Below are 18462 nucleotides of genomic sequence, written 5' to 3'. Positions count from 1 at the left end.
TCGGTTAAGGCGGCAAGTATGTCTGGATTCTACGAAGCGCCCATTCAGACTTTGTGACAATTGTTGACGACGCGTGTAACCGACAACCGCTATGCCTAAGTGCGGGACTCTCAAGGACGGGCTTATGCGCACAGGTATGATGGCGCTCGCAGTCGGTCTGCTGGTCGCGGTTTTTATGCCGGCATTACCGCCGGTCTGGTTGATGCTGTTGTTGCCGGTCGTGGCTTTGATGCTGCTGCCGTTCCGCAGCTATCCGCTGGCGTTTTTGCTGTTTGGCTTCACGTGGGCCAGCGTCGGTGCGCAATGGGCGTTGAATGATCGTTTGCCGGCCGGGCTGGATGGCGAAACCCGGTGGGTTGAAGGGTGGGTCGTCGGTTTGCCGCAGAACAGCGACGGCGTGGTGCGCTTCGAATTGGCCGAGGCGCACTCGCGTCATGAAAAACTGCCATCGCTGATGCGGCTTGCCTGGTACGCCGGGCCGCCGGTCAACAGCGGCGAGCGTTGGCGTTTGGCGGTCAAGCTCAAGCGTCCCGGTGGATTGCGCAATCCCGAGGCCTTTGACTACGAGGCCTGGCTGCTGGCGCAACGTATTGGCGCCACCGGCACGATCAAGGACGGCCAGCGCTTGAGCGAAGCGCGTTGGGCCTGGCGTGACAGTATTCGCCAGCGTTTGCTGAGCGTGGATGCGCAGGGGCGAAACGGCGCATTGGCGGCGTTGGTGCTGGGTGACGGCTCGGGGCTCAGTCGTGAGGACTGGCAGACTCTGCAGGACACCGGCACCGTGCACTTGCTGGTGATTTCCGGTCAGCACATCGGATTGCTGGCGGCGCTGATGTATGGGCTGGTCGCCGGCATGGCGCGATATGGCCTGTGGCCGCTGCGCTGGCCGTGGCTGCCGTGGGCCTGTGGTCTGGGGTTCGCGGCAGCACTCGGTTATGGCCTGCTTGCCGGGTTCGACGTGCCAGTGCAGCGCGCCTGCGTGATGGTCGGACTGGTGCTGTTGTGGCGCCTGCGTTTTCGTCATCTTGGCGCAGGGTGGCCGTTGTTGCTGGCGTTCAACGCTGTGCTGTTGCTGGACCCGCTCGCCAGTTTGCGTCCGGGTCTGTGGCTCTCGTTTGCGGCGGTGGCGGTGCTGATCTTTACCTTTGGCGGCCGCTTGGGCGCGTGGCGCTGGTGGCAGACCTGGACGCGGGCGCAGTGGTTGATCGCGATCGGCTTATGTCCGGTGTTGCTGGCGCTGAACCTGCCGATCAGCCTCAGCGGGCCGCTGGCCAATTTGCTTGCGGTGCCTTGGGTCAGTCTTGCGGTGTTACCGCCGGCGCTGCTTGGAACCGTGTTGCTGCCTGTTCCTTTTGTCGGCGCCGGCCTGCTGTGGCTGGCCGGCGGTTTGATCGATGGGTTGTTTCACGCGCTGGCGACGATTGCCGGGCATTGGCCGGCGTGGATCGCACCCTCGATACCCGCTTGGGTCTGGGCCATTGGCAGCCTCGGCGCCGGGTTATTACTGTTGCCGCGCGGCGTGCCGCTGCGTCCACTGGGCTGGCCGTTGTTGTTGCTGCTGGTCGTGCCGCCACGCGATCAGATAGATGAAGGATTGGCCGATATCTGGCAGCTCGATGTCGGCCAAGGCTTGGCCATCCTGATCCGGACCCGCCATCACGCGTTGCTCTACGATGCGGGGCCGCGCTTTGGTGAGTTCGACCTCGGCGAGCGTGTGGTGCTGCCTTCATTGCGCAAACTCAGCGTGGAAAAACTCGATTTGATGCTGCTCAGCCATGCCGACGCCGATCACGCCGGCGGCGCTTTGGCGATCAGCCGGGGTTTGACCGTCGATCAGGTAGTCAGCGGTGACCCGGCGGGGCTGCCCGCGCAATTGAACGCCGAAGCCTGTGCAAGTGGCCAGCAATGGCAATGGGACGGCGTGCGTTTTCAACTCTGGCAGTGGGCGGACGCTGACGACAGCAATCAGCGTTCCTGTGTATTGCAGATCGAGGCCAATGGCGAGCGCCTGCTGTTGACCGGCGACATCGACAGCCATGCCGAGCGCGTGCTGCTCGACGGTCCACTGGCCGTGCCGACGCAATGGCTGCAATCGCCCCATCATGGCAGCCGCAGTTCATCGTCAATGGCGCTGCTCAACGTCTTGAAACCCGAGTCCGTGCTGATCTCTCGAGGTCATGGCAACTCATTTGGCCATCCACACCCGACCGTGCTGGCGCGTTATCGCAAACTGGGCCTGAATATTTACGACAGCGCCGAGCAGGGCGCCATTCATCTGCAACTGGGCACCTTCCGGGCACCACGCACGATGCGTCATCAGCGGCGTTTCTGGCGTGATCCGCCCGCACTGGCCCGCTGATCGGGACGTAGGTAAATGGGGCGGCACGGTCGTCGGGGTGGCGGGTCTTAATCGTGGATCGGTATGGTAAAGTGGCGCACTTTTTCGAGGGGACTGTCACTGTGTGGGAATTGGTCAAATCCGGCGGCTGGATGATGTTGCCGATCATTCTGAGCTCCATCGCGGCCATGGCGATCGTCGCCGAGCGCCTGTGGACCCTGCGCGCCAGTCGCGTTACCCCCGAGCATCTGCTGGGCCAGGTCTGGGTCTGGATCAAGGACAAGCAGCTCAATAAAGAAAAACTCAAGGAATTGCGCGCCAATTCGCCACTGGGGGAAATCCTCGCGGCGGGCCTGGCCAACTCCAAACATGGTCGCGAGATCATGAAAGAGTGCATCGAAGAGGCCGCCGCCCGGGTCATTCATGAACTCGAGCGCTACATCAATGCTCTTGGCACTATCGCAGCCATGGCGCCATTACTGGGTCTGCTTGGCACCGTGCTGGGCATGATCGATATCTTCAGCGCGTTCACCGGCTCCGGCATGACCACCAATGCCTCGGTGTTGGCGGGCGGTATTTCCAAGGCGCTGATCACCACCGCTGCGGGCCTGATGGTCGGTATTCCGGCGGTGTTCTTCCACCGTTTCCTGCAACGCCGCATCGATGAATTGGTGGTGGGCATGGAGCAGGAAGCGATCAAGCTGGTTGAAGTGGTGCAGGGCGATCGTGACGTCGACCTGGCCGAGGGCCGCGCGTGAAGTTCCGTCGCAAACCCCGGGAAACCGTGGACATCAACCTCGCGTCGCTGATCGACGTGGTGTTCATTCTGCTGCTGTTTTTCGTCGTGACCACCACGTTCACTCGCGAAACCCAGTTGCGTGTTGACCTGCCGGAAGCGGTCAGCGGCTCCCCGGCCGAAGACCAGCAAGTCAAGCAGATCGACGTGGCCATCAGCGCCGAAGGCGTGTTTTCGGTGAACAACAAGATTCTGCCGAAGAACGACCTGGCGACCCTGATGGAAGCCATGCAGAAAGAGTCCAACGGCGACACCAACATGCCGTTGTCGATCAGTGCCGATGGCAAGACTCAGCATCAATCCGTGATCACCGCCATGGATGCGGCCGGCAAGCTCGGTTTCAGCCATCTGCGCATGACCACGGTCGAGGCGGCGCCCAAATCCTGATGAGCCTGTCCGATCGCTTGCTCGCCGCGTGGTATCAGGGGCACCCGGCCCTGACGCTGCTGCGGCCGCTGGAAATGCTCTATCGCCGCGTGGTGGTGGGTAAGCGCCAGCGCTTTCTTGCCGGTGAAGGTCAGATCTACCAGCCATCGGTGCCGTTGATCGTGGTCGGCAACATCACCGTCGGTGGCACCGGCAAGACGCCGATGATTCTCTGGTTGATCGAACATTGCCGGCGCAGCGGTTTGCGCGTCGGCGTGGTCAGCCGTGGTTACGGCGCCAAACCGCCGCAACTGCCGTGGCGCGTTGCGGCCGAGCAAACCGCTGACATCGCCGGTGACGAACCGTTGCTGATCGTCCAGCGCACCGGCGTGCCGCTGATGATCGATCCGGATCGCAGCGCAGCGGTCAAAGCCTTGCTCGCCAGCGAACCGCTGGACCTGATTCTGTCCGATGACGGTATGCAGCATTACCGTCTGGCGCGGGATCTGGAGCTGGTGCTGATCGACGCCGCGCGCGGTCTCGGTAACAAACGCTGCTTGCCGGCAGGGCCGTTGCGTGAGCCGATCGAGCGTCTGCAAAGCGTCGACGGTGTGCTGTTCAATGGTGCCACCGAGGATCGCGATGACGGTTTCGCTTTCCATCTGCAACCGACTGCGCTGATCAATCTACGCAGCGGCGAGCGCAAGTCACTCGATCATTTTCCGCCAGGCCAGGCCGTGCACGCGGTCGCCGGGATCGGCAATCCGCAACGTTTCTTCAATACCCTCGAAGCGCTAGACTGGCGAGCAGTCCCCCATGCGTTTGCCGACCACGCCCAATACAGCGTGCAGGCGTTGAATTTCACACCGTCATTGCCGTTGGTGATGACCGAAAAGGACGCGGTGAAGTGCCGTGCCTTTGCGGCTGACGACTGGTGGTATCTGGCGGTCGATGCGCTGCCGTCGCCGGCCTTTGTGGCCTGGTTCGACACGCAACTGATGCGCCTGTTGCCGGATCGTCTTTTGCCTTAACTCTTTACTCAGGGAATGTTCATGGACACCAAATTGCTCGATATCCTCGCGTGCCCGATCTGCAAAGGCCCGCTCAAGCTCAGCGCCGACAAGAGCGAACTGATCAGCAAGGGCGCCGGTCTGGCGTACCCGATCCGCGATGGCATCCCGGTCATGCTCGAAAGCGAAGCCCGCACCCTGACCACCGACGAGCGTCTGGATAAATGACCACTGCCTTCACCGTTGTCATCCCGTCGCGTTTCGCCTCGACCCGCCTGCCCGGCAAACCGCTGCTCGACATCGCCGGCAAGCCGATGATCCAGCACGTCTGGGAACAGGCGAGCAAAAGCAGCGCCAGCCGTGTGGTCGTCGCGACTGACGATGCGCGCATCGTCGAGGCCTGCAAGGCTTTTGGTGCCGAAGTGGTGCTGACCCGTGAAGATCACAATTCCGGCACCGATCGTCTGGCCGAAGTCGCGGCGAAACTGGGTCTTGAATCCGACGCGATCGTGGTCAACGTGCAGGGTGACGAGCCGCTGATTCCGCCGAGCGTGATCGATCAGGTCGCCGCCAATCTGGCTGCCCACACCGAAGCGCGCATGGCCACGCTGGCCGAGCCGATCGAGGACGTGGAAACCCTGTTCAATCCGAACGTGGTCAAAGTCGTCAGTGATCTCAACGGTCTGGCGCTGACCTTCAGCCGCGCGACTTTGCCATGGGCGCGCGATGCGTTTGCCAAGAGTCGCGAGCAATTGCCCGAAGGCGTGCCGTACCGTCGTCACATAGGCATTTATGCCTACCGCGCCGGTTTCCTCCAGGACTTTGTGAGCTGGGGCCCATGCTGGCTGGAAAACACTGAATCCCTCGAGCAACTGCGTGCTCTGTGGCACGGTGTGCGAATTCATGTCGCCGACGCGCTGATCGCACCGCCGACTGGCGTTGACACGGCCGAAGACCTCGAGCGCGTTCGTCGCCTGCTGGAGGCCTGATGCGCGTTCTGTTTGTGTGCCTGGGCAACATTTGCCGTTCGCCCACGGCCGAAGGCGTATTGCGTCACAAACTGCGTGAAGCAGGGCTGGCGGATCAGGTCGAAGTGGCCTCCGCCGGCACCGGTGACTGGCACGTCGGCAACCCGCCGGACAAGCGCAGCCAGGCCGCCGCCAAAGTGCGTGGCTATGACCTGTCGGCGCAACGCGCGCAGCAGGTCAGCCGTGCCGATTTCGCCAGTTACGACCTGATCCTGGCCATGGACAACAGCAACCTGCGCAACCTCAAGGCGTTGCAGCCGTCCACCGGCAAAGCCGAGCTGGACCTGTTTTTGCGCCGTTATGCCGGGGTGGTAGATGAAGTGCCGGATCCGTATTACGACGGCGATCAGGGTTTCGAGCAAGTGCTGGATCTGATCGAAGCAGCCTGTGACCAATTGTTGATCGAAGTGAAGGGCCGGTTATGAGTTTGCAGGTGCAACCGCAGGTTTCCCTGAAACCGTTCAACAGTTTTGGCGTGGATGTGCGCGCGCAACTGTTCGCCGAAGCCCACAGCGATGCCGATGTCCGTGAAGCGCTGGCCTACGCCACCGCGCACGATATGCCGTTGCTGGTGATTGGCGGCGGCAGCAACTTGCTGCTGACCGCCGACATTGCCGCGCTGGTGCTGCGCATGGCGACACGCGGGATCCGCGTGATCAGCGATGACGGCAACCGTGTGGTGATCGAGGCGGAAGCGGGCGAGCCGTGGCATCCGTTTGTGCAGCACACGTTGGCGCAAGGATTCTCCGGGCTGGAAAACCTCAGCCTTATTCCCGGTACGGTTGGCGCTGCGCCGATGCAGAACATCGGTGCCTACGGCGTCGAGATCAAGGATGTGTTTGCCGGCCTCACCGCGCTGGATCGCCAGACCGGCGAGCTGCGCGATTTCACCCTCGAAGAATGCAACTTCGCCTACCGCGACAGCTTGTTCAAGCAGCAGCCGGGGCGTTGGCTGATTCTGCGCGTGCGCTTTGCACTCGACCGCATTGCGCATTTGCATCTGGAATACGGCCCGGTGCGTCAGCGCCTGACCGAGCAGGGCATCGAGCAGCCGACGCCTACCGACGTCAGCCGTGCGATTTGCAGTATCCGCAGCGAAAAACTGCCGGATCCGGCGGTGCTCGGAAATGCCGGCAGCTTCTTCAAGAATCCGCTGGTGTCGGCGGCCATCGTCGCGAAGATCAAGGAACAGCATCCGGATGTGGTCGCCTACGCGCAGCCGAACGGACAAATGAAGCTCGCGGCAGGCTGGCTGATCGAGCGTGCCGGCTGGAAAGGTTTCCGTGAAGCCGATGCCGGCGTGCATAAATTTCAAGCGCTGGTGCTGGTCAACTACGGCGCGGCAACCGGGCTGCAACTGCTCGATCTGGCGCAACGCATCCAGAAAGACATTGCCGAACGTTTCAATGTCGACCTGGAGATGGAGCCTAATCGCTATTGAGGCTACGCTTTCAAAGCGCCATCCAAAGCCCTGCACTGATAAAAAGTGCAGGGCTTTTTTGTTAACGCTGGGTTAACTTAGCGAGCTAACGATAACCGTCATTTGCTCCACCAAAGGCCCGGTGCAGACGTTCGCGTCGGCACAAGAGAGCCTGATTAGCCTGAGTCGATCTGCGTGAACCACCGCCGATTCAACGGCGGCAGATTGCTCGACCCCATAACCACTACAAATATGCGGGCGTGCCCATGATTACCCTGAAACTCAACGGTCAAGACCATCCTCTCGATGTCACCGAAGACATGCCGCTGTTGTGGGCGATTCGTGATGTCGCCGGTTATAACGGCACCAAGTTCGGCTGCGGCATGGGGTTGTGCGGCGCCTGCACCATTCATATCGACGGCTTGCCGGCGCGCAGTTGCATCACGCCGATCGGTTCGGTGGTCGGCCAGAACGTCACCACCATCGACAACCTGCACGCCGACCCTGTGGGGCAGGTGGTACAGCAAGTCTGGCTCGACACCGCTGTAGCGCAATGCGGATTCTGTCAGGGCGGGCAGATCATGTCGGCTACCGCGTTGCTCAAGACCAACCCGAACCCGAGCGACGAGCAGATCGAAGAAGCCATGGTCGGTAACATTTGCCGCTGCGGCACCTACAACCGGATCAAGACCGCGATCCGCCAGGCTTCCACTCACTTGAAGGAGGCCAAGGCATGAGTCGCCTTCCGAATGATTTCGCCCTGAGCAATCTCAGCCGTCGCGGTTTCCTCAAAGGCGTCGGCGCCACCGGCGCGCTGGTGTTGGCCGCCAGTTGGGGTTGGCAGGATGCGTTGGCTGAAGACAAACCGAAGCAATTCGGCGCCGATGGCATGCCCAATGGCTGGATCGACGATCCGAAGGTCTACGTCAGCATTGCCGCTGACGGCACGGTCACTGTGGTGTGTAACCGTTCCGAGATGGGCCAGGGCGTGCGCACCAGTCTGACCATGGTTGTTGCTGATGAACTGGAAGCCGATTGGGCGCGCGTCAAAGTGCAGCAGGCGCCGGGTGATGAAGTGCGCTTCGGCAACCAGGACACCGACGGTTCGCGCAGCATGCGCCATTGGTATGAACCAATGCGGCGTTGCGGTGCGGCGGCGCGAACCATGCTTGAACAGGCCGCCGCTGCGCAGTGGAAAGTGCCGGTCGGTGAATGCCACGCGCAACTGCACAAAGTCATTCACAAACCGTCTGGCCGTGAGCTGGGCTATGGCGAACTGGCCGCCGCAGCCAGTGCGTTGCCGGTACCGACGCGTGACAGCCTGCGCCTCAAGCAGCCGTCGGAGTTTCGCTACATCGGCAAGGAAGGTACGAAAGCCATCGATGGCGCAGACATCGTCAACGGTCGTGCGGTGTACGGCGCCGATGTGCATTTCGACGGCATGTTGTACGCAACTATCGCCCGTCCGGCGGTGTACGGCGGCAAGGTCAAATCGCTGGATGACAGCGCTGCGCTGAAAGTCCCCGGTGTGCTCAAAGTGCTGCAGATCGAAAGCCGTCCGCTGCCTTCCGAGTTTCAGCCACTGGGTGGTGTGGCCGTGGTCGCCAGCAATACCTGGGCCGCGATCAAGGGCCGTGAAGCGTTGAAAATCGAATGGGATGACGGCCCGAACGCCAGTTATGACTCGATCGCCTATCGCAAAGAGCTTGAAGCCGCCTCGCTGAAACCCGGCAAAGTGGTGCGCAACACCGGCGATATAGACAAGGCCCTGAGTGGTGCTGCGAGTACGCTTGAAGCATCCTACTACCTGCCGCATCTGGCCCAGGCACCGATGGAGCCAATGGTTGCCATCGCTCGCTACAAGGACGGCGTTTGCGAAGCGTGGGCACCGAGTCAGGCGCCGCAAGTCACTCGTGAGCGCATTGCCGAGCGTCTTGGACTGCCGTTCGACAATGTCACGTTCAATGTCACCTTGCTTGGCGGTGGTTTTGGTCGCAAGTCGAAACCGGATTTCGTCGTCGAAGCGGCGATTCTCGCCAAAGAGTTCCCCGGCAAAGCCGTACGGGTGCAGTGGACGCGTGAAGATGACATCCACAACTCGTATTTCCACACCGTGTCCGCCGAGTATCTGAAGGCTGGCGTGGGCAAGGACGGCATGCCATCCGGCTGGTTGCATCGCACCGTGGCGCCGAGCATCACCGCGCTGTTCGCGCCGGGGATGAACCATGAAGCGGCTTTCGAACTGGGCATGGGTTTCACCAACATGGCCTACGCGATTCCCAACGTACGCCTGGAAAACCCCGAGGCGACCGTGCACACACGGGTTGGCTGGTATCGCTCGGTGTCGAACATTCCTCATGGTTTTGCCATCCAGAGTTTCGTCGATGAGCTGGCGCACAAGGCTGGCGAGGATCCGCTCAAGTACCAGGTCAAACTGCTCGGTCCGGATCGGCAGATCGATCCACGCACCTTGAGCGAAGAGTGGAACTATGGCGAATCGCCCGAGCGGTATCCGATCGATACCGGGCGCATGCGCACCGTGCTGGAAACCGCCGCGAAAGCAGCCGGTTGGGGGCGCAAACTGCCGAAGGGCCGTGGTCTGGGTCTGGCGGTGCATTACAGCTTCGTCACGTACGTGGCGGCGGTGATCGAAGTCGAGGTCAAGGACGACGGTACGCTGATCGTGCACAAGGCCGATATTGCCGTGGATTGCGGGCCGCAGATCAACCCTGAACGTATCCGTTCGCAGTTCGAAGGCGCCTGCGTGATGGGCCTGGGCAACGCAGTACTGGGCGAAATCAGCTTCAAGGACGGCAAGGTCCAGCAGGACAACTTCCACATGTACGAAGTGGCGCGCATGTCGCTGGCGCCGAAAGAAGTTGCCGTGCATCTGGTGACGCCGCCGGGCGACGTGCCGTTGGGCGGTGTCGGCGAACCGGGCGTGCCGCCGATTGCTCCGGCCTTGTGTAACGCGATCTTTGCCGCTACTGGCAAGCGCATCCGTAATCTGCCGGTGCGTTACCAGTTGCAGGGCTGGCAGAAGGCAGAGGCGTAATGGACAGCGTCGACCTCAATGTCCTGCGCAGCGTCCTCGAATGGCGCCGCGCCGGACAGCGGGTGGTGCTGTTCAGCGTGGTGCAGACCTGGGGCACGGCGCCCCGGGCGCCCGGTGCCATGCTCGCCTTGCGTGAGGATGGCGTGGTGATCGGTTCGGTGTCGGGCGGGTGCGTCGAGGATGATTTGATCGCCCGCCTGCACGACGGCCGCATCGCCACCGATGGGCCGCCGGTACAGTTGATTACCTATGGCGTTACACGCGAGGAGGCGGCGCGCTTTGGCTTGCCTTGTGGCGGCACGTTGCGCCTGACTGAAGAACGGATCGGCGATCCCGCGTGGGTTGCCGAGTTGCTCGCGCGGTGCGAAGCACACGAGATCGTTGCCCGTGAGTTGAACATTGAAACCGGTGAAGTGCTTCTGTCGCCGGCCAGCAAGTCTGACTCGCTGGAGTTCGACGGCAAAACCCTGCGCGCAATCTACGGCCCGCGTTGGCGTCTATTGTTGATCGGCGCCGGGCAGTTGTCGCGCTACGTGGCGGATATGGCGCGCCTGCTGGATTTCGAAGTACTGATCTGCGATCCGCGCAGCGAATTCGTCTACGGCTGGGAAGAGCATCACGGGCGTTTCGTCTCGGGCATGCCGGATGAGGCGGTGTTGAGTATCCAGACCGACGAACGTACGGCGATTGTCGCGTTGACCCACGATCCGCGTCTGGACGACATGGCGCTGCTCACGGCGCTGGATTCTCCGGCCTTCTATGTCGGCGCTCTCGGCTCTCGGGTTAACAGCCGGAAGCGTCGGGAGAATCTGGCTCAGCTAGGCTTGTCGGTGCAGGCGATCGATCGGCTGCACGGGCCGATCGGTTTGCACATCGGCAGTCATTCGCCAGCGGAAATTGCTTTGTCCCTGTTGGCGGAAATCGTCGCGATCAAGAACGGCGTCGAGTTGAAGCAGAAGAAAACTTTGGAGGACGCATGAGTCGATCCATTGCAGTGATTGTGCTGGCGGCGGGTGAGGGCAGTCGTTTTCGCCAGGTGGCAGGTGCTGATAAGGACAAGTTGCTGGCGGACTGCACCGGGCGTGATGGCGCGGTGCGTTCGGTGATTGAGCAGGTGCTGTTGAATCTGCCGGTCAGTCTCGACAAGCGTGTGCTGGTGACGACTGAAGCGCGGCCGCAAGCGATGCGCATGGCGCAGGCCTATGGCTGTGACGTGGTCTCGATTGAATCGACCGGGATGGGTGACAGCATTGCCGCTGGCGTCGCGGCATGCCCTGAGGCAGATGGCTGGTTGATTGTGCTGGGTGATATGCCGTTTATCTTGCCGTCGAGTATTGAGCGGGTGGTCGCGGCCATTGCCGATGATGCAGTGAGCGTGCCGGTGCAGGAAGGGGAGTTTGGTCATCCTGTGGGGTTTGGGCGGTCGTTTAGTGCGGGGTTGCAGGCGTTGAGTGGCGATCGAGGGGCCAGACCATTGTTCAAACAGGGCAGGGTGGTTGAGGTGACGGTGGATGATCCTGGGGTGTTGTGGGATATCGATGTGCCGGAGGCTTTGGTTTTTACTTCGTCTTGAGAGCTGCGTAAATTCCTGAGAGCCCCTCACCCTAACGCTCTCCCAGAGGGAGAGGGGACTGACCGAGGTGTTCTTTCGAGGTACACCGACCTGAAACTTCGAGTCGAACTCCGGCCTTGAAACACACGGAGATCGGCTCCCTTTCCCCCTCGCCCCCTGGGGAGAGGGCTGGGGTGAGGGGGTTGATCTAGAGTCCAGCACAAAAAATCGAGGCATAAAAAAACCCCGCCTGAATAATCGGGCGGGGCTTTTTATTGGCTTTGGAAATTACACGAGTGGTTTAGGCTCGTGTTCTTTTTCCTCGGCCTCTTGGTGCTGCTCGACCGCGTCTTGAACGGAGCGTGGTGCTTCTGCAATCACCGACTCAACCACAGCTTCTTCAGTCACCGGGGCAGGAGCTGCCTCGACCACTTCAGCAACCACGGCTGGCTCGGCAGCGACTGGCGCAGCAGCGGCAGCCAATTCGGCTTCCTTCTGCAGACGCTCTTCTTCACGCTTGCGACGACGCACTTCACGTGGGTCGTTTGGCGCGCGGCCGCTTGGCGTCAGAGCGCTGACCGGTGCTGGAGCTTCAACCACCGGGGCTGGCGCTTCGGTCACCACGGGTGCTTCGACAACCGCTGCTTCAACGACAGGTGCTGGTTCGGCAGCCTTACGTTCTTCAAACACTGGGGTTTCAAACACTGGCGCTTCAACAACCGGTGCTTCCACCACTGGCGCTGGGGTTTCAGCAACAGTCGGTTCGGCAACCCAGTTGAAGGCAGTCTGCTCTTCGCGAACTTCACGCACGGTTTCGGTTACGGTTTCTGCGACGGTTTCAACCACCGGCTCCGCAGCCACAACTGGCGCTGGCTCTACCTGAGGCAGGGTCTCTTGAACTGGAGCCACTTCGACTTCCGGAGCAGCAACCACTTCTACTGGAGTAGTCGCTTCAACAACCGGCGCTTCCACTGGAGCGGTTTCCTGAACAGCCGCGGTGGCGCGTTCAGCTTGCTCGTGGGCTTGAGCTTCAGCCGGTGCACTGATCACGGTGCTGGCAACAGCGGCGGTCACAGCCAGGCCAGCAGCCAGATCGGCGGTGCTTGGCGCTTCAGCGTTTTCGCCGGCTTCGGATTCTTCCGAACCTTCGATCACGTTGCCGTTGGCATCACGCTGACGCTCACGACGGTTGCTGCGACGACGCTGACCGCGCGAACGACGACGTGGGCGATCGCCTTCGGCGTTCTCCGAACCGTCTTCCGGCAGTTGCTCTTCGTTGGTGTTCACTTCTTCTTCAGCGACGGCAGCAGCGGCCTGTTCGGCACGCGGTTGACGCTCTTCACGTGGCGGACGCGGTGCGCGTTCTTCACGTGGCTGACGGGTCGGGCGTTCTTCAGCGGTAACGGCAACGTCAGCTACAGCGGCTGGAACGGCGTCCAGTGGCTCGCGCAGTTCACGCACACGCTCTTCACGCTCGCCGCGTGGCTTGCGGTCTTCGCGCGGCGCACGTGGTGCACGTTCTTCACGTGGAGCGCGTGGTGCACGTTCTTCGCGGGCAACTGGCGCTTCGGTACGAGCTTCACGTGGTTCGCGGACTTCACGGGCTTCACGTGGCGCGCGCTCTTCGCGCGGCTCGCGTGGCGCACGTTCTTCACGTGGAGCACGTTCTTCGCGTGGCTTGCGTTCTTCATCGCGGCGACCATTACGGTTGCGGCTCTGCTGACGACCGTTGCGACGCTCTTCGTTACGGGCCGGACGTTCGGCGGCTGGTTTTTCAACCACAACCGGAGCGGCTGGCTCTTCTTTGGTGGCGAACAGGCTGACCAGCGATTTCACCAGGCCTTTGAACAGGCTTGGCTCTGGTGCAGCGACTGGAGCCGGTGCAGCAGCGGCCGGGGCGGCGACTTCGGTCGGAACCGGAGCGTTGGCACGGGCCGGAGCAGTCTTGACCGCGGCTTCCTGGCGAACCAGGGTGCGGGTCGCAGCGGCTGGCTGAACTTCTTCGACTTCAGCAGCGGCAGCAGCGATTTCGTAGCTGGACTGGTTGGTCGCGGCTTCCGGGCTGTCGTCACGCAGACGCTGAACTTCGAAATGCGGGGTTTCGAGGTGGTCGTTCGGCAGAATGATGATGCGGGCACGGGTGCGCAGTTCGATCTTGGTGATCGAGTTGCGTTTTTCGTTGAGCAGGAACGCAGCGACCGGGATCGGCACCTGGGCGCGCACTTCGGCGGTGCGGTCTTTCAGGGCTTCTTCTTCGATCAGGCGCAGGATCGCCAGCGACAGCGATTCAACGTCACGGATGATGCCGGTGCCGTTGCAACGCGGGCAAACGATGCCGCTGCTTTCGCCCAGCGATGGACGCAGGCGCTGACGGGACATTTCCAGCAGGCCGAAGCGCGAGATGCGGCCGATCTGCACGCGAGCGCGGTCGGCTTCCAGGCATTCGCGGACTTTTTCTTCCACGGCGCGCTGGTTCTTGGCAGGGGTCATGTCGATGAAGTCGATGACGATCAGGCCGCCGATGTCGCGCAGGCGCAACTGACGGGCGATTTCTTCGGCAGCTTCAAGGTTGGTCTGCAGAGCGGTTTCTTCGATGTCGCTGCCTTTGGTGGCGCGCGCCGAGTTGATGTCGATCGACACCAGGGCTTCGGTCGGATCGATAACGATGGAACCACCGGAAGGCAGTTCAACGACGCGCTGGAAAGCGGTCTCGATCTGGCTTTCGATCTGGAAACGGTTGAACAGCGGTACGCTGTCTTCGTACAGCTTGATCTTGCTGGCGTACTGCGGCATCACCTGGCGGATGAAGGTCAGGGCTTCGTCCTGGGCTTCAACGCTGTCGATCAGCACTTCGCCGATGTCCTGGCGCAGGTAATCGCGGATGGCGCGGATGATCACGTTGCTTTCCTGGTAGATCAGGAATGGCGCGGAGCGATCCAGCGAGGCTTCTTTGATGGCGGTCCACAGTTGCAGCAGGTAGTCGAGGTCCCACTGCATTTCTTCGCTGCTGCGGCCAAGGCCGGCAGTGCGCACGATCAGACCCATGTCGGCTGGTGCGACCAGACCGTTCAGCGCTTCGCGCAGTTCATTGCGCTCTTCGCCTTCGATGCGACGGGAGATACCGCCGGCACGCGGGTTGTTCGGCATCAGCACGAGGTAACGACCGGCCAGGCTGATGAAGGTGGTCAGGGCTGCGCCCTTGTTGCCACGTTCTTCTTTTTCGACCTGAACGATGACTTCCTGGCCTTCGCTCAGGACGTCCTTGATATTGACGCGGCCTTCAGGGGCTTTCTTGAAGTATTCGCGGGAGATTTCTTTGAGTGGCAGGAAGCCGTGGCGCTCGGAGCCGAAATCGACAAAGGCAGCCTCAAGGCTTGGTTCGATGCGAGTGATGCGGCCTTTATAGATGTTGGCCTTCTTCTGCTCGCGTGCACCGGATTCGATGTCCAGGTCGTAGAGGCGTTGGCCATCTACCAGTGCAACACGCAACTCTTCGGGTTGAGTTGCGTTAATCAGCATTCTTTTCATGTAGTACCGTCGGTTTCCGGGCTGCCGGAAACGGCGTTCGGCACACACGACTTCTCACGGTCGGTGTCAGGTGCGTCGGGAGTGGTTGGCCATTCCCGTGTCCAGCGATATGCGGCCAATTGGGCCGATATAGCGACGTACGCGTCCTGCTTGCTGTGGCTACTTAAGCACTCAGTCAGGAGGAGGAATCAACCAGCGGCTGTGGACGAGATGAAGCGTCTTGATAAAGCCTATTGCTACACAGTCCAGCGGTTGTGCATCTCCACCCTACACGTATCCCTGATAATTCGGGTGCTGCCGCGCGCAGAATCCGCAGCGGGTTGGCATTTACCGTGAGCTCCGAAAGGGGAGGTCACGCATCATGGCTAATTCAGGCGTTGTTTCCGAAGCATTCGCTCGGGGTCATCTGCAGCTGACTGCACTTTGTGAACTGGCCTTGAATGTGTGCCTGTCAGGCGAGTAAAAACTCTGCTCGACGGTGTAATTCAGGCCTCATGTCACCTGCGCTTGTTACAACTGAAAACTCCACCGTTACGTAGCGAAAGCCCCGTAGGACGGCCTCGCGTCCTGGTGAATTGCGTTGGTCAGGGCCGGTTTTTGACCGTGGTTCCTCTGTCCAGGCCGCTTTTGGCGGCGTTCGCGACTATAGCAGCAATGATTAAGTGCTTCAATTCCATAAAAATTGTTATCATCCGCGGCATGACAACTACTGCCCCTTCGACTCCAGGCGTTCAATTGCTTGAAGTCTCGCCGGAGTATGCCGGCCAACGAATCGACAACTTTCTCCTCGCCCGGCTCAAAGGCGTGCCCAAGACCTTGATTTACCGCATTTTGCGTAAAGGCGAAGTGCGCGTGAACAAAGGTCGGATCAAGCCCGAATACAAGCTGCAGGCCGGTGATATCGTGCGCGTGCCGCCGGTTCGCGTGCCTGAACGTGATGAGCCGGTGCCACTAGCCCAAGGCTTGTTGCAGCGCCTGGAAGCCTCGATTGTCTTCGAAGACAAAGCCCTGATCGTGATCAACAAGCCCGCCGGCATTGCGGTTCACGGTGGCAGTGGCTTGAATTTCGGTGTGATCGAAGCCTTTCGTCAGTTGCGTCCCGATGCCAAGGAGCTGGAGCTGGTACACCGTCTCGACCGTGACACCTCCGGCCTGCTGATGATCGCCAAAAAACGCAGCATGTTGCGCCACTTGCACGAGCAATTGCGCGGCGATGGCGTCGACAAGCGTTACATGGCGCTGGTGCGCGGCAACTGGGCGACCTCGATCAAGAAAGTCAGCGCGCCATTGCTCAAGAGCAATCTGCGTTCCGGCGAGCGCATGGTTGAAGTCAACGAAGAAGGTAAAGAAGCCCTGACCATGTTCAAGGTGCTGCGCCGCTTCGGTGACTTCGCCACCATGGTCGAGGCTAAACCGGTGACCGGTCGCACCCACCAGATTCGCGTGCATACCTTGCATGCCGGTCATTGCATTGCTGGCGACAGCAAGTATGGCGATGAGGATTTCACCAAGGAAATCCGTGATCTGGGCGGCAAGCGCCTGTTCCTGCACGCCTACATGCTGACCGTGCCGCTGCCCGATGGCGGCAAGCTGACCTTGCAGGCGCCGGTCGATGAAATGTGGGCCAAGACCGTGGAGCGATTGAGTGCGCCCATCTGATTACAAACTGCTGATTTTCGATTGGGACGGCACCCTGGCCGACTCCATTCACCGGATCGTCGAAGCCATGCATTCGGCGTCCGGGCGTTCCGGTTTCGAGTTGCGCGACGACTTTGCTGTCAAAGGCATCATCGGTCTGGGCTTGCCCGAAGCGATTCGCACGCTGTATCCCGAGATCAGTGACGCCGAAATGACCGCGTTTCGCGAGTATTACGCCGATCACTACATCGCCGCAGAAGCTGTGCCTTCGCCGTTGTTCGAAGGCGTAGTCGAGTCGATGGCGTCCTTTCGCGAGCAGGGTTATCACCTCGCGGTGGCGACCGGCAAGAATCGTCGCGGACTGGATCGAGTGCTCAAGGCTAATGGCTGGGAAGATTATTTCGATATCACCCGCGCTGCCGATGAAACTGCGAGCAAGCCGCACCCTCTGATGCTGGAGCAGATCCTTGCTCATTGTGGTGTGCGCCCGGAGCAGGCCTTGATGGTCGGCGATTCGTCCTTCGATCTTTTGATGGCGCGTAATGCGGGGATGGATTCGGTCGCGGTCAGTTATGGCGCGCAATCGATCGAATTGCTGCAACAATTCGAGCCACGTCTGTCGATCGACCGTTTTTCCGAATTGCATGCCTGGCTGGGGAAGCAGGCTTAATACGTTTTTGCTGGGGTGGATGGCATGACCGACGAATGGAAAGCACCGGCCAAGGCAAGTGCCGACAGCGGTGACGAAAAAAGCTGGAAACTGTTGGAAAAGACTCTGCTGGCTGGTGTTCAGGAACAGCGTCGTTCGCGGCGTTGGGGGATTTTCTTCAAGCTGCTGACGTTTGTTTATCTGTTTGTGGCGCTGATCCTGTTCACGCCGCTGATGGACATGGAAAAGAGCGCCACGCGCGGGCCGAACTACACCGCGTTGATCGACGTCACCGGCATGATCGCCGACAAAGAGCCGGCCAGTGCCGACAACATTGTTGGCAGCCTGCGGGCAGCGTTCGAGGACAAGAAGGTCAAAGGCGTGATCCTGCGCATCAACAGTCCTGGCGGCAGTCCGGTGCAATCGGGTTATGTGTATGACGAGATCAAGCGTCTGCGCGGTCTGCATCCGGAGATCAAGCTTTACGCGGTGATTTCCGATCTGGGCGCCTCCGGTGCTTATTACATTGCCAGTGCGGCGGATCAGATCTATGCCGACAAGGCGAGTCTGGTTGGCTCGATTGGTGTGACGGCGGCCGGTTACGGCTTTGTCGGCACCATGGAGAAGCTGGGTGTCGAGCGTCGCACGTACACCTCGGGCGAGCATAAGTCGTTCCTTGACCCGTTCCAGCCGCAGAAGTCTGATGAAACGGCCTTCTGGCAAACGGTGCTGGACACCACGCACAAGCAGTTCATCAATAGCGTCAAGCAGGGTCGTGGCGATCGTCTGAAAGACAAAGAGCATCCGGAGTTGTTCTCCGGGCTGGTCTGGTCGGGTGAGCAAGCGCTGCCGCTGGGCTTGATCGATGGTCTGGGCAATGCCAGTTCGGTGGCGCGTGATGTGATTGGCGAGAAGGAGTTGGTCGACTTCACCGTTCAGGAGTCGCCGTTCGATCGCTTCTCGAAGAAGCTCGGCGCCAGTGTGGCTGAGCAGTTGGCGATGTGGATGGGTTTCCACGGGCCTTCATTGCGTTAAGAAGTTGCAGCTGAAAAAAACCGGCCTTGATGGCCGGTTTTTTGTGG

16 protein-coding genes are annotated in these 18462 nt (G+C 60.8%); 15 read left to right on the top strand and 1 reads right to left on the bottom strand.

Annotation, left to right across the window (positions count from 1 at the left end):
- The first annotated feature begins 124 nt into the window (after positions 1-124).
- The 12 genes from AB4O01_RS12225 to AB4O01_RS12170 all read left to right on the top strand — a co-directional run bounded on the left by AB4O01_RS12225 (position 125) and on the right by AB4O01_RS12170 (position 11586).
- Positions 125-2359, top strand: coding sequence for a DNA internalization-related competence protein ComEC/Rec2 (locus AB4O01_RS12225; protein WP_460091910.1), 2235 nt, complete (start codon positions 125-127; stop codon positions 2357-2359).
- A 101-nt stretch (positions 2360-2460) separates the two neighbouring features.
- Positions 2461-3096 (top strand): MotA/TolQ/ExbB proton channel family protein, encoded by a 636-nt coding sequence (locus AB4O01_RS12220; protein WP_042560451.1) that lies wholly within the window; start codon positions 2461-2463, stop codon positions 3094-3096.
- Positions 3093-3521, top strand: coding sequence for an ExbD/TolR family protein (locus tag AB4O01_RS12215; RefSeq protein ID WP_093435463.1), 429 nt, complete (start codon positions 3093-3095; stop codon positions 3519-3521). Before AB4O01_RS12220 ends, AB4O01_RS12215 begins: the two co-directional genes overlap by 4 nt.
- Entirely contained in the window at positions 3521-4531 is a 1011-nt protein-coding gene (lpxK, locus tag AB4O01_RS12210; RefSeq protein WP_460091908.1) for a tetraacyldisaccharide 4'-kinase, read from the top strand. Before AB4O01_RS12215 ends, lpxK begins: the two co-directional genes overlap by 1 nt.
- A gap of 21 nt (positions 4532-4552) precedes the next feature.
- Positions 4553-4738, top strand: a complete 186-nt coding sequence (locus AB4O01_RS12205) for a Trm112 family protein (RefSeq protein WP_038364501.1) — start codon at positions 4553-4555, stop codon at positions 4736-4738.
- A complete protein-coding gene (gene kdsB / locus AB4O01_RS12200; RefSeq protein WP_460091906.1) occupies positions 4735-5499 on the top strand; it encodes a 3-deoxy-manno-octulosonate cytidylyltransferase in 765 nt (254 codons plus the stop codon). Before AB4O01_RS12205 ends, kdsB begins: the two co-directional genes overlap by 4 nt.
- Positions 5499-5963 (top strand): low molecular weight protein-tyrosine-phosphatase, encoded by a 465-nt coding sequence (locus AB4O01_RS12195; RefSeq protein ID WP_016986041.1) that lies wholly within the window; start codon positions 5499-5501, stop codon positions 5961-5963. The genes kdsB and AB4O01_RS12195 overlap by 1 nt, the downstream gene beginning before the upstream one ends.
- On the top strand, positions 5960-6979 hold the full coding sequence (murB, locus tag AB4O01_RS12190; RefSeq protein WP_186620453.1) for a UDP-N-acetylmuramate dehydrogenase: 1020 nt from the start codon (positions 5960-5962) through the stop codon (positions 6977-6979). The genes AB4O01_RS12195 and murB overlap by 4 nt, the downstream gene beginning before the upstream one ends.
- A 245-nt stretch (positions 6980-7224) precedes the next feature.
- Positions 7225-7695 (top strand): (2Fe-2S)-binding protein, encoded by a 471-nt coding sequence (locus AB4O01_RS12185; RefSeq protein WP_186620455.1) that lies wholly within the window; start codon positions 7225-7227, stop codon positions 7693-7695.
- Positions 7692-10013 (top strand): xanthine dehydrogenase family protein molybdopterin-binding subunit, encoded by a 2322-nt coding sequence (locus AB4O01_RS12180; protein WP_186620457.1) that lies wholly within the window; start codon positions 7692-7694, stop codon positions 10011-10013. The genes AB4O01_RS12185 and AB4O01_RS12180 overlap by 4 nt, the downstream gene beginning before the upstream one ends.
- The gene (locus AB4O01_RS12175) at positions 10013-10993 is read left to right on the top strand and encodes an XdhC family protein (protein ID WP_095048619.1); all 981 of its coding nucleotides are present in this window, start codon (positions 10013-10015) and stop codon (positions 10991-10993) included. The genes AB4O01_RS12180 and AB4O01_RS12175 overlap by 1 nt, the downstream gene beginning before the upstream one ends.
- A complete protein-coding gene (locus AB4O01_RS12170; protein WP_116256271.1) occupies positions 10990-11586 on the top strand; it encodes a nucleotidyltransferase family protein in 597 nt (198 codons plus the stop codon). Before AB4O01_RS12175 ends, AB4O01_RS12170 begins: the two co-directional genes overlap by 4 nt.
- 267 nt (positions 11587-11853) lie before the next feature.
- On the opposite strand, the gene rne is transcribed toward AB4O01_RS12170, so the two are convergent.
- Positions 11854-15093, bottom strand: coding sequence for a ribonuclease E (gene rne, locus AB4O01_RS12165; protein WP_460091902.1), 3240 nt, complete (start codon positions 15091-15093; stop codon positions 11854-11856).
- A gap of 699 nt (positions 15094-15792) precedes the next feature.
- Here rne and rluC point away from each other — a divergent pair.
- From rluC to AB4O01_RS12150, 3 genes are read left to right on the top strand one after another with little or no spacing between them, the layout of a single operon-like run.
- Positions 15793-16752, top strand: a complete 960-nt coding sequence (rluC, locus tag AB4O01_RS12160; protein WP_038364486.1) for a 23S rRNA pseudouridine(955/2504/2580) synthase RluC — start codon at positions 15793-15795, stop codon at positions 16750-16752.
- Positions 16739-17401: an HAD-IA family hydrolase gene (locus AB4O01_RS12155; RefSeq protein ID WP_460091901.1), complete on the top strand. Its 663-nt coding sequence runs from the start codon at positions 16739-16741 to the stop codon at positions 17399-17401. Before rluC ends, AB4O01_RS12155 begins: the two co-directional genes overlap by 14 nt.
- 24 nt (positions 17402-17425) lie before the next feature.
- Positions 17426-18415 carry a S49 family peptidase gene (locus tag AB4O01_RS12150; protein ID WP_460091899.1) on the top strand — a complete coding sequence of 330 codons (990 nt, stop codon included), beginning with the start codon at positions 17426-17428 and terminating at the stop codon, positions 18413-18415.
- Positions 18416-18462: the final 47 nt, after the last annotated feature.

The sequence above is a fragment of the Pseudomonas sp. S2_E02 genome, assembly GCF_054668355.1.
This window is presented reverse-complemented; position numbering and strand designations above follow the sequence as displayed.

Bases quoted from the DNA above. Each gene is read 5' to 3' on its own strand.
- murB (WP_186620453.1), top strand. From the start codon at position 5,960: ATGAGTTTGCAGGTGCAACCGCAGGTTTCCCTGAAACCGTTCAACAGT.
- lpxK (WP_460091908.1), top strand. From the start codon at position 3,521: ATGAGCCTGTCCGATCGCTTGCTCGCCGCGTGGTATCAGGGGCACCCG.
- AB4O01_RS12175 (WP_095048619.1), top strand. From the start codon at position 10,013: ATGGACAGCGTCGACCTCAATGTCCTGCGCAGCGTCCTCGAATGGCGC.
- AB4O01_RS12185 (WP_186620455.1), top strand. From the start codon at position 7,225: ATGATTACCCTGAAACTCAACGGTCAAGACCATCCTCTCGATGTCACC.
- rne (WP_460091902.1), bottom strand. From the start codon at position 15,093: ATGAAAAGAATGCTGATTAACGCAACTCAACCCGAAGAGTTGCGTGTT.
- AB4O01_RS12225 (WP_460091910.1), top strand. From the start codon at position 125: ATGCGCACAGGTATGATGGCGCTCGCAGTCGGTCTGCTGGTCGCGGTT.
- rluC (WP_038364486.1), top strand. From the start codon at position 15,793: ATGACAACTACTGCCCCTTCGACTCCAGGCGTTCAATTGCTTGAAGTC.
- AB4O01_RS12205 (WP_038364501.1), top strand. From the start codon at position 4,553: ATGGACACCAAATTGCTCGATATCCTCGCGTGCCCGATCTGCAAAGGC.
- kdsB (WP_460091906.1), top strand. From the start codon at position 4,735: ATGACCACTGCCTTCACCGTTGTCATCCCGTCGCGTTTCGCCTCGACC.
- AB4O01_RS12150 (WP_460091899.1), top strand. From the start codon at position 17,426: ATGACCGACGAATGGAAAGCACCGGCCAAGGCAAGTGCCGACAGCGGT.
- AB4O01_RS12170 (WP_116256271.1), top strand. From the start codon at position 10,990: ATGAGTCGATCCATTGCAGTGATTGTGCTGGCGGCGGGTGAGGGCAGT.
- AB4O01_RS12195 (WP_016986041.1), top strand. From the start codon at position 5,499: ATGCGCGTTCTGTTTGTGTGCCTGGGCAACATTTGCCGTTCGCCCACG.
- AB4O01_RS12180 (WP_186620457.1), top strand. From the start codon at position 7,692: ATGAGTCGCCTTCCGAATGATTTCGCCCTGAGCAATCTCAGCCGTCGC.